This is a genomic window from Mesorhizobium sp. B2-3-15 (assembly GCF_006442875.1).
Classification (GTDB): domain Bacteria; phylum Pseudomonadota; class Alphaproteobacteria; order Rhizobiales; family Rhizobiaceae; genus Mesorhizobium; species Mesorhizobium australicum.
The window spans coordinates 112,112-127,049 of record NZ_VFVO01000011.1 but is presented as its reverse complement, the minus strand read 5'-3'; the positions used below and the strand labels follow the sequence as shown (position 1 = coordinate 127,049).

At 63.5% G+C, this 14,938-nt stretch carries 13 protein-coding genes; 6 read left to right on the top strand and 7 right to left on the bottom strand.

Annotated features, from left to right (window positions below; translation table 11 throughout):
• Positions 1–57: 57 nt before the first annotated feature.
• Positions 58–405, bottom strand: a complete 348-nt coding sequence (locus tag FJ954_RS22165) for a DUF5330 domain-containing protein (protein ID WP_015318646.1) — start codon at positions 403–405, stop codon at positions 58–60.
• 533 nt (positions 406–938) lie between these two features.
• Between FJ954_RS22165 and FJ954_RS22160 the strand changes: the two genes are divergently transcribed.
• The 3 genes from FJ954_RS22160 (at position 939) to FJ954_RS22150 (ending at position 3,866) form a co-directional block, all read left to right on the top strand.
• On the top strand, positions 939–2,690 hold the full coding sequence (locus FJ954_RS22160) for a HAMP domain-containing sensor histidine kinase (RefSeq protein ID WP_140663168.1): 1,752 nt from the start codon (positions 939–941) through the stop codon (positions 2,688–2,690).
• On the top strand, positions 2,665–3,447 hold the full coding sequence (locus tag FJ954_RS22155; RefSeq protein ID WP_140618573.1) for a peptidoglycan-binding protein: 783 nt from the start codon (positions 2,665–2,667) through the stop codon (positions 3,445–3,447). The genes FJ954_RS22160 and FJ954_RS22155 overlap by 26 nt, the downstream gene beginning before the upstream one ends.
• Before the next feature lie 71 nt (positions 3,448–3,518).
• Complete coding sequence (locus tag FJ954_RS22150) at positions 3,519–3,866, top strand: DUF1491 family protein (protein ID WP_140618571.1); 348 nt, start codon at positions 3,519–3,521, stop codon at positions 3,864–3,866.
• Here the strand turns inward: FJ954_RS22150 and FJ954_RS22145 are convergent.
• The 6 genes from FJ954_RS22145 to FJ954_RS22115 form a co-directional block, all read right to left on the bottom strand.
• Complete coding sequence (locus tag FJ954_RS22145; protein ID WP_140618569.1) at positions 3,844–4,869, bottom strand: hypothetical protein; 1,026 nt, start codon at positions 4,867–4,869, stop codon at positions 3,844–3,846. The two genes, FJ954_RS22150 and FJ954_RS22145, sit on opposite strands and share 23 nt — an antisense overlap.
• Positions 4,870–5,366: 497 nt before the next feature.
• Positions 5,367–5,936 carry a DUF1254 domain-containing protein gene (locus FJ954_RS22135; protein WP_140618565.1) on the bottom strand — a complete coding sequence of 190 codons (570 nt, stop codon included), beginning with the start codon at positions 5,934–5,936 and terminating at the stop codon, positions 5,367–5,369.
• Positions 5,929–6,513 carry a DUF1214 domain-containing protein gene (locus tag FJ954_RS22130; protein ID WP_140663167.1) on the bottom strand — a complete coding sequence of 195 codons (585 nt, stop codon included), beginning with the start codon at positions 6,511–6,513 and terminating at the stop codon, positions 5,929–5,931. Before FJ954_RS22130 ends, FJ954_RS22135 begins: the two co-directional genes overlap by 8 nt.
• A 109-nt stretch (positions 6,514–6,622) precedes the next feature.
• Positions 6,623–8,776: a penicillin-binding protein 1A gene (locus tag FJ954_RS22125; protein ID WP_140618563.1), complete on the bottom strand. Its 2,154-nt coding sequence runs from the start codon at positions 8,774–8,776 to the stop codon at positions 6,623–6,625.
• Between the two features lie 223 nt (positions 8,777–8,999).
• Complete coding sequence (locus FJ954_RS22120; RefSeq protein ID WP_140663165.1) at positions 9,000–9,932, bottom strand: dimethylarginine dimethylaminohydrolase family protein; 933 nt, start codon at positions 9,930–9,932, stop codon at positions 9,000–9,002.
• A gap of 41 nt (positions 9,933–9,973) precedes the next feature.
• Positions 9,974–11,560, bottom strand: coding sequence for an amidohydrolase (locus FJ954_RS22115; RefSeq protein WP_181174102.1), 1,587 nt, complete (start codon positions 11,558–11,560; stop codon positions 9,974–9,976).
• A gap of 75 nt (positions 11,561–11,635) precedes the next feature.
• On the opposite strand from FJ954_RS22115, the gene FJ954_RS22110 reads away from it, so the two are divergent.
• The 3 genes from FJ954_RS22110 (at position 11,636) to FJ954_RS22100 (ending at position 14,932) form a co-directional block, all read left to right on the top strand.
• Positions 11,636–12,532: a LysR substrate-binding domain-containing protein gene (locus FJ954_RS22110; protein WP_140663161.1), complete on the top strand. Its 897-nt coding sequence runs from the start codon at positions 11,636–11,638 to the stop codon at positions 12,530–12,532.
• 122 nt (positions 12,533–12,654) lie between these two features.
• Positions 12,655–13,749: an ABC transporter ATP-binding protein gene (locus FJ954_RS22105; protein ID WP_140663159.1), complete on the top strand. Its 1,095-nt coding sequence runs from the start codon at positions 12,655–12,657 to the stop codon at positions 13,747–13,749.
• A gap of 70 nt (positions 13,750–13,819) precedes the next feature.
• Positions 13,820–14,932 carry an ABC transporter substrate-binding protein gene (locus tag FJ954_RS22100; RefSeq protein WP_140663157.1) on the top strand — a complete coding sequence of 371 codons (1,113 nt, stop codon included), beginning with the start codon at positions 13,820–13,822 and terminating at the stop codon, positions 14,930–14,932.
• Positions 14,933–14,938 lie beyond the last annotated feature (6 nt).

The window sequence follows — 14,938 nt, the reverse complement described above, 5'->3', positions numbered from 1 at the left end:
CAAGGACACCGCGGGCGTCGAGAGGGCAGACTGCCCGCGGTGCGCCGTCGAGACGGCTTAATTGTTTATCGGCAGGTTGACCGTTTCAGGCAGGACGACTTCCGGTACGCTGCCCGTCATTGTCGAGGTATCGGGGCCGGCGGACTTGTCGTCCAGCATGGCCGCCGCGATCTTGGCAGTTTCCTTGGCGCGTGCGGTGATGGTGTGCATCGCCGACTTGCCCGTCTCGCAGACATCGGGCTTGCGTTCGCAGATACCGGCGATGTCGCCGACGGCGTCTCGCGCCGCGAACAGGGCCTGGATCGGCCCGACGCTTTCCTGGCCCGTTTCATCGGACCCGACACCCAGCGGCAGCGCCAGCAGCACCAGTGAAAACCAGAAAGCCATTCTTATCAGGAAGAACATGCCTTGCCTCTCGTCGTGACCGGATCATGCATCATATGGCATGACCTCTTTTATGGGCAGGATGTTGACACACAGGCACAAAGGACGGCTTGCACGATCGCCGAGAATTTTCCTCAAATTTTAGGCAAATTCGAAACGAAGCGTTTTGCTGTCGATTTGTTTCATATCGGAACGATTCTTCTCACCATTCGATAACCATCTATCCCGTTGAATGAATTGTGTCTTCGAGGAAATAAAGCGGCTTCGACGACTTGGCCCGCGGTCCGACGACAGGGCCGCCAGGATAACCCTCCGTTTACTATGGCTGCATTTGACCGGGTTTTCGGCCGCCGTCATCCCGATATTTGCCGCAGGGCGGGCCTTGGTCGGCCCTGCCTTATCCATTCCTTAAACGCTGGATGCGAGTTTCAAAGCCAACCAAGACAATCTGCAAAAGCAGAGCTGTTCACGACGAGTGCGAGTGCGTTGAATTGATGCCGATCGAGGCCAGATACGCTGAATTGCCTGGTGCAATAGCGGCCGGTTGTGAGCGCATGGTTCATCCCAGCGTTCTCGAACGGAGCGACCGCGAGCGCCAGCGCCGTTTCATCGGCGTGATGCTGGCCGCGCCATTTTTTGCAGCGGGTGCCGCGGTCACGCTGGTTACATCGGGGATGGGCGCCGCGGTGACCATGGCCGCCATTTTCGCGGCCTTCGGCCTGTGCTGGTTCGTCGCCCTGCTGGTAGCCGCTACCGGCAAGATGGCTGCCGCGGGGCCGATCGCCCTGGCGATGGCGGCGCTTGCCCTTGCCGGTCTCATCGGTGCCGCCGGCGGATTGAGTTCACCTGTCGCCATGCTTACCCTGGCGCTGCCATTCGAAGCCTGGTGGATCGGCGCGTCACGGCGTGCGGCATTGTGGGGGGGCGCGACAGCCGTCATCGCCATCGCCCTTCAGTCCTTGTCGGCCGCCTTCCTTCCATTGGCGGATGCGCACATCGCCGCCTGGCATTGGCTGGTGCCATTGGCCTGGGCGCTGGCCCTCATCCCGCGGATATCGGCTTTTCGCGGCACCGCCGGCGCGGCCGATACGCTCGATGCCGGTGATCGACTGGAAGACATCATCGACGCGGTGGTCTTGCGGGTCGCCCGCCATGGCGAAGTCGTGGATGCATCCGCCAAGTCGCGTACGCTTCTGAAATTGCCGCCTGAGCTGTTGTCCGGAACGGGCCTCTTCGATCGGGTCCACCTGTCGGATCGTGTCTCCTATCTCAGCGCCCTGGCCGACATGCGTGACGGCGCACGGTCGCGCCGCCTCGACTTGCGCATCAGGCTGCCCCAGAGTGGCAACGGCGCCCACAATGGAAATGGCTTTGTGGCCGACAATTACCAGCCATTCGCGCTCGAACTGGTGCGTAGCGAGAAACAAGGCGACGTCTTCACGCTTGTCCTGCGCCAAAATGACGAGACCGCGCGGCTGCGCGAAGAACTGGCGCAAGCCAATGAGACGGCCGCCGCCGCCGAAGTGGCTAAGGGCCGGTTCCTGGCAGTCGTGAGCCATGAACTGCGCACGCCGTTGAACGCCATCATCGGTTTCTCCGACATGCTGCTGCACGAGATGTTCGGCGCCTTCAAGGATCCGCGCCAGAAGGAATATGTCGGTCTGGTGCGGGATTCGGGCCAGCATCTGCTGGCAGTCGTGACATCCATACTCGACGTATCGAGGATCGAATCGGGCGTCTACGCCACCGAGCCGGAGCCGTTCCGGTTCGTGGAAGCCGTGGACATGTGCCAGTCGATGATGCGGCTGCAGGCGCAGGCCAAGAATATCGACCTGCAGACGCAGATCGCCCCTGACGCCGGCGATATCAATGCCGATCGCCGCGCCGTACAGCAGATGCTCATCAACCTCGTTTCCAACGCGATCAAGTTCACCCCCGACGGCGGCGATGTCGTCGTCGGCGCCAAGCGGATCGGCTCACGTCTGCATTTCTGGGTGAGGGACACCGGTATCGGCATCGCCGAGGAGGATTTCGCCAATCTCGGCAAACCCTTCACGCAGATCCAGAACGACTATACCCGCCGTTTCGAGGGCACGGGTCTCGGCCTTTCCCTGGTGAAGGGGCTGGTGGCCTTGCATGAAGGGACCATGTCGATCGAAAGCATGCCGGGCGAGGGCACCACGGTGACCATCAGCCTGCCGGTCGGCGGGCCGAAGGGGCGCCCCGCCAACCCGACCGGAGTGCTGACAATGCCGGTGACGAGGGCGAAAGGGGACAGAAATGGCTCGCTCCGCAAAACAGGCTAAGGCGGTCAAACGCCGCGGCAATGCCTTTCAAGACGGCGCCATCGCCGTCGGCGGCATGATTTCGCGCAATCCCGTCCTGGTGGGAGGATCGACCGCATTCCTGGTGACGCTGTTCTATGTCTCGGCGAATGCGCTATGGTATCAGCCTTTCCCGCACGCCGGGGCGTTTTTCGCCACACGCAATTTCCAGGGCTTTCCGCACGCCGCCGCCGACGAGCCCGAGACGACAATCAACATCGTGCGGTCCAATGCCGCGCCCGCCCCGATCAAGGGTGACCCGGTGGTCGAGCAGGTGCAAGGCATATTGAAGGACCTTGATTTCTATTCCGGCACCGTCGACGGCATTTCCGGCCCCAACACGCGCAAGGCCATACAGGCCTATCAACAGAAGGTCGGGCTGAACGCCTCGGGCGAGATCGACGCACTGCTTCTGGATCAACTGGGTGCAACGCCGAAGACGGCTGCCGTGCCGAAACCGCAACCTCGTCCTGACATGCCGCCGGCCGCCGTTCCCGTGTCCTTGCAGACCAACGAGGCACAGGCGAACGCCGCTTTGCAGGGGCCTGACCCCCGCATCGTCAAGATCCAGGCCGGGCTGAAGGCCTTCGGCAATGACGACATGCAACTGGATGGCGTCGTCGGTGCACGTACCAAGGCGGCGATCAAGGAATTCCAGTCGCTGTTCGGCTTGCCGCAGACCGGCGAGCCCGACGAGATCGTCTACGTCAAGATGCGCGAGATCGGCCTCACCAACTGACGGCCGAAAACGACGGCTCGCCCTCCACGGGAAATTTCGGTAGAGAGCCCGCATGTCGTCGGGAGTCTTCCATGCGCGTAACCGCTGATCTGTGGGTCTCGGCCCTGTTGCGCCGGGTTTTCGGCGTCGGCGGATTTGCCGCCGTGGTCAATCGCGGCGCGACGGAGGCCGGGGCCGTGTTCATCCTGGCGCGGGGCAGGCTGGGTGAAACGGCTCTCTACGGGCCGGCACCGCAGACAAGCTACGATTCGGCCAAGCCCGAAGACCGTTTTTTCAGCCTTCTCGCCGCCGGCAACGATGCCGCCGTGCTGGATGCGAGACTGGAGCGCGAGAAAAAATTCGATCCCGACATCTGGGTGGTCGAGATCGAGGCCGGTAGCGTTCCCGTCGAGGAACTTATTTCCGTGAAGACGCCCTGAGGCCGGGGGCGTCGGCTTCGTCGCTGTTGGAGGCCCTGCGGCTGTCGCCGTTTGCCGGTGGCTTGCCGCGAACCGTCTTGGACAGGGTTTCGGCCTTCCACTCCCGCACCTTATCCAGGGCCGCGTCGCGATGCAGCAGGCGGTAGCGGTCGAGATAGGCGCGGATGGCCTGGGGATGCGGGAACAGGCCGGGATAGACGGCGACAGTGATCAGGAATGCCCGGTCCTCGCTGAAGTCGAGCGAACGCAGCGCCGCAAGCAGCGGCGCATAGTTCTGGTGGGCGGTCAGCGATTGCGCAATCGAAAAATCAATGTCGAGAGCGTCCGCCAGCGCGGTGTGGAAGAACGCGGCGTTTCCGGTCAGTGCGGTCTCGCGCAGTTTGACAAAGGTGTCCGCACCGGGAAACGCATCGACCTTCGCCGCCAAGGCTTGGTCGCCGGTGCGCATCATGGAGCGCAGCTTGCGCCGAGCGCTCTCGGCGGCAACGCCGGGCGTCTGCTGAGTTTCCGCGCTGTCCGCCGTCGCTTGCGCCTTCACGACAAGGCTCTGCGCCGGGGCTGCTTCCGGATCCCGCGTCCGCACCAGGGTTGGTCTTTCGAGCGCCCTGATCAGATCGGCGATGGTCGGGTTCAGGTCCTTCCGCCGCGCTATGGCGCGCGCATGCGGCAGCCCATGCCGGCCAATCAGCGCGATCAGGTCGATGTCGCTGACGGCGCGCGAGCGGATGAGCAGTGGAGCGGCAATGTCGACCGGTTCCTCGCAGAGGCGCCGCACCAGGGCCGCGGGTGCGTATTCGCATTCGGAAAGGGCGGCTGCCACGTAGCGCCGCGATTCGACGGATACATCATCGAACAGAGGCAGCGTCAGGTCTTCGAGTTGGCCGATCTCCCGGCGCGACGGCCGCGTCAGCGAGCAGAACGCGGAAACGGCGGCGCGGAACAGCCTTTCGGCTTTTCCCGATTGCGTCCTTATCGCGATTTGCCTGAAATCCGAAGATGACACGAAGGATACGCCTGACACCAGATACACACTCGACTTCGCGCACCGGGACTATGTCGGTTTCGCGATTGCCTCGGTCAGAACTCACTGACCGGGGAACAAAGATCAATTTAGCCGCGATCCGTTAGCGCTCCGTTAACCCTCTGCCGGCCTTAATGATATTTGGAGGCGTTGCGTTGTGCTCCGGGGAAACCGAGAGGAATGCGCGAATCATGGGCATGGTACTGTCTTTCGTGCCGCGTGCGGCACCGGCCAATCGAGCCAAGCAAACCACCGAAATACCGGCGGCTGTGATCATATTTCCCGGCATCCGTTATGAGCGGTCCAGCATCGGCGAAGCGCGGCCTGCAGGGCCAGACAAGCCGGGATCGCCACGGACGCCAGTCCCCCATCACTGAGCAGTCCCCATCACTGAGCAGTCCCCCATCACTGAGCTTTGCTGAAGCCATGGTGTGGTCCGTCAGTCCCTCTGCTCCGGATCCGCGATCGAGGATCGCGGCTTAGAAATCCTGCAACTCGCAGGAACTCTGATCGAGAAAGCGCGACACGATCGGCTTCCAGCTCTCGTCGGGTACGAAGCTGCGGATGACGAAGATGCCTTCATCGATGGGCGCCTCGACGAAGATCGCTCCCTGAAGATCCTCGGGCAGGTCCTTGCGCACGTCGATCATCTGCGCCGGCGTCAGCACGACGGCATCCAGCTTGCCGCCCGCCGCCGTGTGGTCGTTGAAGGAATAGATGTTGTGACCGCTGCGGTCATAGACCGACACCGACCAGAACGGGACGTCCCCCGGCGCCTTGATCCGGACCATTCCTTCCTCGAGGTCGAAGCGGCAGGCCGTTGCGTAGAACAGCGGGTCAACCGATTTCACCACCGGTGCGCCGCCCGCTTCGGCATCGAGCCGGTTCATCTTGTAGAGATCCGAAGCCATGGAGAGACGCGACCAGGCGTCGCGTTCCGAAAATTCCGGCACCAGAAGCAGGACGACAATGTGGACGATGCCGGCGCCGACGAGGCCGAGCAGGATGGCATGCAGAAGCCTGCGCAATGCGGCACGCAAACTACGCATCGCAGCCCGCCTTGATGATCCTGGGCAGCGAAACGTCTGACAGGCCGGTGCTGCTGGCGATCGGCGTGTCGTAGAGGGTCAGGACGAAATACATCCGTCCAGAACCGTCGGTCAGCAGCCAGTTGCCCGGCATCGGGTGATGGCCCACGGATATAATCACGGAATTGTCCGGTTGGCGTAGCACCTCGTAGGACTGAAGAGCCGCAAGCCGCGATTTGCCGGTCTCGACGACGCCGAGCGACTGATCGGCGGCATAAAGCGTCCAGAACCGCGCTGTCGGAAATCCGCCCTCGATCCTGTAAGTGCATTCCCGCTTGAGCTGGTCGCCGGCGGCATCCTTTTCCGCCACGAAGGACAGGCCCTCGGCGCGACCAAGCGCCAGCACGCCCTCGCGCGCCACGCGGGCCTTGGAATAGGGGTCCGCGGCCGGTGTGCCGATGTCGGGGAAGGCAGTCCACTGGCCGATCCTGATTGCGCCGACACCGTCCTGGATCTTCAGCGCATACCAGACGCTGGCACCGCCTCCGCCAATGGCTATGGCAAGCGAAATCAGCATCAGGAAGGCGTTCTTGAGCATGAAGGGCCAGGTGCGCGCAGGATTGCCGTTCGGGGATATCGCGGCGCGGGGCCTTGTGGCAAGCAGGCGTGATGGATTTGCCAGTCGGTCTTGTCTCAGCGGGCGGATATCACAGTGCCGACAACGTTTCGGGTGAAGCGGGGGCGTCGAGTTTGGGGGCCGCCTGGAACATCTGGCTCATGTCCCGCAACGTCTGTGTGGTTCGACTGGACAGCACCGGCGGCCGCTCGGCGGCGGCTTCAGCCGCTGCCTGCTCCTCGCTCTTCTTCTGTGCCTCGGCGGCCTTTGCCGCGACCTCCTCGTCGACGAAGGGCTTGTCTATCCCCGGGATCGGCTTCAAGTCGATGTTCTGGTGCGCGTAGACCATCAACCGCTGCCACACCATCGCCGGCAGCGAGCCGCCGGTCATGTTCTTGGTCGGGGTGAAATCGTCATTGCCCAGCCACACGGCTGCCGTGTAGTTGCCGGTAAAGCCGACGAACCAGGCATCGCGGTAGGATTGCGTGGTGCCGGTCTTGCCGGCGACGACGATGTTGGGAATTTGCGCCCGCCGCGCCGTGCCCATCACCGGCACGGCCGCCAGCATGGTGTTCATGGATTTCAGGGCCTGCTCGGACAGGACGCGATGCGGCGGCGGCGCGTCCTTGGTCCAGTCATACACCACGTCGCCGGTGCGGGTTACGAGCTGGGTGATGCCGTGCCGGGAACCGACGAAGCCATTCTGGGCGAACACGCTGTAGCCCGTCGCCTGGTCCATCACGGTCATGCCCGAGGTGCCGAGCACCATCGTCTTGTGCCCTTCGAGCGGCGATTCCACCCCAAACGATTCCGCCAATGCCTTGATCGGCGCGATGCCGAGATGGTCCTTGGCCAGCCGCACCGGCACGGTGTTGATCGACTTGGCCATCGCCATAATCAGCGTGATGTTGCCCGCCGACTCGCCGCTGTAATTGTGCGGCGACCAGTTGCCCCAGCTGATCGGCCCGCCAGAAATGATCGAGTTCGGCGTGAAGCCGTGTTCCATCGCCGTGGCGTAGACATAGGGCTTGAACGATGAGCCGGTCTGGCGCAGTGCCTTGGTGGCGCGGTTGAACTGGCTGGCGCCGTAGTCGCGGCCGCCGACGATCGCCCGCACCGCGCCATTGGTCTCGATGACCACCACGGCCCCTTCGGTGACGTTGTACTCCTTGCCGAACTGGCGCAGGTGGAACTCGACGGACTCCTCCGCCGCCTTCTGGATGTTGGCGTCGAAGGTGGTGTGGGCAACCAGCGAGTGCTGGCCTGGCTTGGCGATCTTCTTGACCTCATCGAAGGCCCAGTCGAGGTAGTAGTCGGGGCTCTTCTGTTCGCCGCGGTCGACGACGTCGGCCGGGTGCAGTCTGGCCTGCAGCACCTGGCCCTCGGTCATGAAGCCGGAATCGACGAGGTTGGACAGCACCACGTTGGCCCGCGCGCGCGCCGCCGGCAGGTTGATATGCGGCGCATATTTGGTCGGCGCCTTGAACAGGCCGGCCAGCATCGCCGCCTCGGCAAGGTTCAGGTCCTTGACGCTCTTGCCGAAATAGAAGTCCGCCGCCGCCTCGATGCCGAACGTGCCACCGCCCATATAGGCGCGGTCCAGATAGAGCTGCAGGATTTCCTTCTTCGACAGATTGGCCTCCAGCCACAGCGACAGGAACGCCTCCTTGATCTTGCGCTCGAACGTGCGCTCATTGGTCAGGAACAGGTTCTTGGCCAGCTGCTGGGTGATGCTCGAGCCACCCTGGACGACCGAATTCGCCCGCACGTTCTCGAAGATCGCGCGCGACAGGCCGAGCACATCAATACCGTAATGGTCGAAAAACCGGCGGTCCTCGGTGGCGAGCACCGCCTTGATGACATGGTCCGGCATCTCGTCGACCGGCACGGAATCGCGCTGTATGATGCCGCGCTGGCCGATCTCGTTGCCATAGCGGTCCAGGAAGGTGACGGCGAAGTCGCCCTGGGCACGCCAGTCGCCGGTGGTGTCCTGGAAAGCGGGTATCGCCAGCGCCAGCATCACCACCATGCCGCCGGCGCCGAGTGTAAAACCTTCGCTCAAAAGTTCTATGAAGCCGCGGCGCCAGCCCTTGAGACGGAAGCGCCGCGAGAAGATCGTCGCGGCCTCCCAGAACTGGCGCGCCTTGAACCCGATTTCATAGAGCGAGGAGTCGAGCCACGCGTCCAGCGCCAGCAACCAAGCGGCGATCGGACCTCTTCTCTTGCGTGGTTCAGGGCTGACCATTCAAAAAACCCGGCTCGGTTCTGGCGCGACCTGAAAACCGCAAGCGGGCAATTTCAGGGCGGCGCCCTGTCCGACTATTCATCCATTTACCGACACTCACAAGGGCGGCGAGGACACAGGGGCACGGTTTGTTGATGGAAGAGCCAGGTACCCGGCGGCCGGTTCCTCGCCCGCCAGGTACTCGATCCGGCGAGCGGGGGCAGTTTTGCCGTTTTCCCGACTATCAGGCCGCCTCGCGTTTCAGCGCCTGTGCCATGCAATGGATGCCGCCGCCGGTCTTGGAGATTTCGCTCATGTCGACGGCCGCGACCTCGAAGCCGCGCGCCTTGAGCTTTTCGATCAGCGTCTTGCTGGACGTCGGCGCGATCACCCGGTCCTTGCCCAGCGACATGAAGTTGCAGCCGAGCGCCATCGTATCCTGGAAGGGAACGTCGATGATCTCGTGACCCTTGCCCTTCAGCCAGTCGACGATGCCAGGCTCGGTGCAGGCGAGGCAGACGGCGGTGAGCTTTTCGGCGATCGGCACCACCATCAGGTCGATATGGACGTAATATTCGTCGATGAAGGCAATGCGTGTCTCCCAGCCTTCCTTCTCGAACCAGGCCTGCACCTGCCGGGCGCCTTCCTCCTGCGTGCGGGCGCCGCCGCAGCCGATCAGCACCACGCCGTCCTCGATGACATTGAAGTCGCCGCCCTCGAAAGTGCCGGCCGTCACCATGTCGTAGATCGGGATGCCGAGCTTTTCATAGGTGCGGATGGCGGCGTAGTTCTCGCCGCGCCGCCACCAGTTGGCCATGGCGGTGATGATGGCGCCATAAGGCGTCATCACGCTGGAATCGCGGGAATAGACCTGCATCGGCAGTTCCGGCGTCGGCTCGTGCCAGTGAATGTTGACGCCGAAATGCTCGTAGGCCGCGACAAGATCCTTGTGCTGTGCCTGCGCGATCTGAACGTTGCAAGGGGCTTCACGCAGGTGCTTGCGCGACAGCGAACTGGTCGACAGGTGGCGCAGGAAATTCGGCGATCCGAGCAGCACGTCGGTCAACACGTCGGTTTCGTTGGCGAAGCCCCAGACGGTCAGCGGCTGGGTGCCGCCGGCCGGGTTGCGGCGTTGCAGCGAAAACGGCTCGGTGATGATGCGGTCATGGACGGTCATGCGGGTTCTCCTCGTGGGCTCGTTCTAAAGGGTTGGTCAGGTCATGCATTGCTTGGGATCCACCAGTCGCGGCCGCGCGCGGTGGTGACATATTCCGGCCAGCGAAAGTTGATCGGCGGGTCGTAGTCGCAGAGCGGCGCGATCCAGTTGGAGCCGCCGACGCCACCGCCGGTACGGGTGATGAACTCGTCCATTGCCGCATCGCGGGCGGTCTGGTCCTCGAGCAGGCGCAGCGCCGCCAGCGCGACCGTCTTGGCGGCGCAGATGACCATCGGGTCGATCGTCGCGGGAATGCCACCCAGCGCATTCATCACCCAGGAGGGATAGGCACCGCCATTCGCCGAGCGGAGCGCTGGGCGGGCGACATAGAAGCGGGCGGTCGGCGCTTGCCAGCTCATGTCGGTGTAGTCGTCGGAGGTCGAGTTCACCTGGGACGGTGGCAGGTCGCGGCGCAGGATCGCCTCAGCCTCTTGTGGCGAAATCAGCCGCTCAAGCTCATCGATAAAGGGGTTTTCGGTAGCAGTGCCGCCGGCATTGACCTGGATTTCCCGCGCGATTGTTCTGGCCAGTTGGTCCCAGCGTGGCGGCCCGACTGTCGACAAGGCTTCATAGGCAATCCCGGCCATGGCGTGGTTCGCGAGCCCCGGCCGTGACTTCGACACCCAGTGCCGCTCGTAGCGGCAGCCGCTGATCGCGGCCGCGGCCGCGGCGTTGCGGTCGAGCACCGCCGTTACCTGCTCGGCCATGCCGATGGTGGGCACGCGGATCATGTACTGGATCTCGGCCAGTCCCGCCGGCAGATTGTCGGCCGTGGCCTGGCCGGCCGTCAGGATAGCCTCGCTGATCGACCAGCCGCCCTGGTGTGGCAGCATGGAATCGCGCAACGCCTTGGAAGCCATGTACATGGTCATCAGTGCATCGTTGGCGCCCGGTGCCCTGACCGCCGAATGCGCCTGCGGGATCGGTGCGCCGTCGCTTGCGCGAACCCAATTTTCGGGTTCGTCGCAGACGAACCGATAGATCATCGCGTAGGCCGCGCCGCAATGCGTGTCCCAGCGCGCGGTATTGCAGAGCGGCAGCATGTAGAAGGGATGGAAGGAGATCATGCCAGCAAGGCCGTCATAGTAGCCTTTTGCCGCATGGATCGGCTTCGAACCGCGCACTTTCTCAGCCGGCTCGCCGGTAAAGCGCAGCGTGCCTTGAATGTCGTGGCGCTGCATGGCGGCTTTGGTGGCGAGCAGGCCGCCGAGACTTGCTATGCCGAGCCCCGAATGCGGGTCGGTATGGCCGCCGGCCTCGGCGCCAAGGCCAGGTCGCGGCTGCCTCACCGTCACGGCGTCCTGGCAATTGCCGGGCACGGCATCATATTCGGCATACATGCCCACTGTCGGTCCGGCACCGTTCGTCCAATGGGCGCAAAAGGCGGTCGGCATGCCGCCCGAGCCTTCCTCGACCGAAAATCCCTCGCGCTTGAGTCGATCGACATACCAGGCGGCCGATTGGTACTCGCGCCAGGCGGTCTCGCCGAAATCGAAGATGGTGCGTGTCCATGCCGACAGCAGGGGCTGGATGCCGTCGAGGCAGGCAAGCGCGGTCTCTTGCGCCGATGTCGTCACCGGTTTGTCCATGCGTCAAAGAAAGCAGTGAAGTGGTTCGCCAAAAAGTGATATGTTTTCGTGGTTCATGCAAATTCGGTTCACCTCTTGAGAATTCCATCGACACAGGCGCTACGCGCGCTCGACAGTTTCGCCAGGCATGGCAGCGTCTGGCGCGCCGCCGACGAACTGCACCTGACCCGCAGCGCGGTGAGCCACCAATTGCGGCTGCTCGAGCGCGATCTCGGCTTCGATCTGCTGGAGCGTATCGGCAAGGGTGTGGCGCTCACCCCGCGTGGGCAGCGTTATGCCAGCGACGTTCGCAAGGCGCTGACCGTGCTCGGTGACGCGGTGACGCGCGATGCCGGCACTGGCGTCGGCGGCTCGTTCGCCGTCTCCTGTACGCCGGGTTTCGCCTCGCTGTTCCTGTGCACCCATATCGGCGAGTTCCGGCAGATGTACCCTGATGTCGCGCTGCGCGTCCTGACGCCCCGGCGGCTCGACGATGTCAGCAATGCCGACGCAGACGCCTTCATCGCCTTCGGCGTGGGCAACTGGCCGAACCGCATGGCCGAGCTGTTGTGCGAAATCTCGTTCACGCCGCTCTGCAGCCCGACGCTGCTCAACAAGGTCGGCGGCTTTTCCCGGCCGGCGGACGTGCTGCGCGCCAATCTGCTTCATCTCGACGACACCGAGGATTGGGCACGCTGGCTGGCGCTGTCCAAGGTCGAAAACCCGGACACCGAAGGCGGCATCTTCTTTTCCGACATGAACCTCGTCTTCTCGGCGGCGATTGCCGGGCAGGGGATCGCCATGGGTGACGAACTGACCAGCCGCCGTGCGCTGAGCGAAGGCCGTCTGGTCAGGCCTTTCGACATCGCGATCAAATCGCCGCGCTCCTATTTTCTGGTCTCCGAACACGCCAAGGCCTCGCACCCGGTCCTGGAAGCGTTCGCGGGATGGCTGAGGTCGACTCTCTCCGAGAACCGCATTCAGCCCTATTGAGAGGCAGCGTGGCGTCAGCCCGCCATAGATGAATGAAATTTGCCGATCAGGCGAAAACTATTCGGTTGCGGTGAGCTTCCGCCCTGCCTACGATTTGGCTCAACGGTAAGGATAGAGGCAGGATGCAGCAACCCGGCCGGGCCGCAGAGATCAAGGCAATCGGGATCGGCAAGAGCTTCGGCTCGTTCCGTGCGCTGGACAATCTGACGCTCGACATAGGCCGCGGCGAATTCCTGACGCTGCTTGGGCCCTCCGGCTCCGGCAAGACCACCTTCCTGATGATCCTGGCCGGCTTCGTGCAGCCGAGCGAGGGCAAGCTTTTCAGCGACGGCGCCGATATCACCGACCGCCCGGCCGAGCAGCGTGCCGCCGGCATGGTGTTCCAGGGCTATGCGCTCTTTCCGCATATGAGCGTCGAGGCCAACATCGCCTTCCCGCTCAAGGTCCGCAAGAAATCGGCCGCCGAGATCAGGAAGCGTGTCGGCGAGATGATCGAGCGCGTCGGTCTGGTCGGCCACGAGAAGAAATTGCCCTCGCAGCTTTCCGGTGGCCAGCAGCAGCGCGTCGCGCTGGCCCGGGCGCTGGTGTTCGAGCCGGGCGTGCTCCTGCTCGACGAGCCGTTTTCGGCGCTGGACAAGAGCCTGCGCGGCCAGATGCAGGCAGAGATGAAGCGCCTGCACCAGGAGACCGGCACCACCTTCGTCTTCGTTACCCACGACCAGAGCGAGGCGCTGGCGCTGTCTTCGCGCGTCGCCATCTTCAATCATGGCAAACTGCTGCAGGTCGGCGCGCCGGACGAGGTCTACGACCGGCCGGACAATCGCTTCGTCGCCGAGTTCCTCGGCGAGATCAACATGCTGCCGCTGAAGGGGGTTAAGGCCGTCGACAACGGCTCGACCGGCCTCTGTGAGGACCGCGCGGTCAGCATGCACTGCAAGGCTGAGAAGGTCCGTGGCGACGCCATCCTGGCGATCCGGCCCGAACACATGTCGATAGCGCGCGAGGCCGCCGCCGGAGAGAACGGCATTGCCGCGACGGCAATCGCCTCGACCTATCTGGGGGCGGCGACCAAGCTCGACCTCACCACGCGCCAAGGTGCCAAAGTCACCGTCTCGGTGCCCAACGAGGTCGCGGCGGCGGCGCTCAGCAAGGGTAATTCCGTGTGGCTGACATGGCCGGCGGAAAAGGGTTTCCTCCTTCCGGACGGAGGACAATGAGCACCGGCGCGGCCTGATCAGCCGCACCGGCTTCCGGAATCAAAATCAACGAAAACAAAGGGGAACTGACATGAACGACACCAAGAAACAGGCCATCGAAACGCTGTCCGAAAGGACGAGACGCGGCGAGATCTCGCGTCGGCAGTTCACGCAACTTGCTGCCCTCGTGCTCGCCGGCACGCCGATGCTGCTGCGCTCGACCGGTGCCTTTGCCGCAGCGAAGGAACTTGTGCTGGTCAACTGGGGCGGCGATGCCATCACGGCCTACGACGCGGCCTATGGCCAGGCCTTCACCAAGGACACCGGCATCACCGTCAAGATGGACGGGTCGGGCCCGACCGAAGGCGCGATCGCCGCGCAATCCAAGAGCGGCGCCCCGACCTGGGACCTGGTCGACGTCGACCCGTTCTCGGCCATTACGCTCGGCGCGCAAGGCATGCTCGAGCCGATCGACTACAACATCGTCGACAAAAAGAAGATGCGGCCGGGCTTCGGCTGGGACTATGCCGCCTCGACCTATTTCTTCTCCTATGTCATCGCCTACGATTCCGAGAAATACGGCAAGGATGCACCGACTGGCATGGCCGATTTCTTCGATGTGAAGAAATTCCCGGGCAAGCGTTCGCTCTACAAATGGGGCGTGTCGAGCTGGGAAGCGGCCCTTTTGGCCGACGGCATCGCGCCGGCTTCGCTCTACCCGCTCGACCTAAAACGTGCGCATGACAAGATATCAGCCTTCAAGGAAAACGTCGTCGCCTATTGGGGCGGCGGCGCCGAGAGCCAGAGCGTGCTGCTCAATGGCGAAGCCTCCATGGCGATCGTCTGGTCGACGCGCGCCTCGCTGATCGAGCAGGATTCCGGCGGCAAGATCAAGTTTATCTGGGACCAGGGCCTGATCTCGCCCGGCGCGCTGGCCGTGCTCAAGAACAACCCCGGCGGCAAGGATGCGGCGATGAAGTTCATCGCCAGCGCCCAGGATCCGGAAAAGCAGCTCGTCATGTTCGACAAGCTCGGCCAGGGTCCGGCCAATCCGGCGGCCGACGCGCTGATCCCCGCCGACAAGAAGCGCATCAACCCCGTCGATCCCGAGAACATGAAGAAGCAGATCCCGCTCGACATGGACTGGTACGCCAAGAACTATGGGCCGGCGCTCGACGAATACACCAAGATCATCTCCGCCTGACCGGCG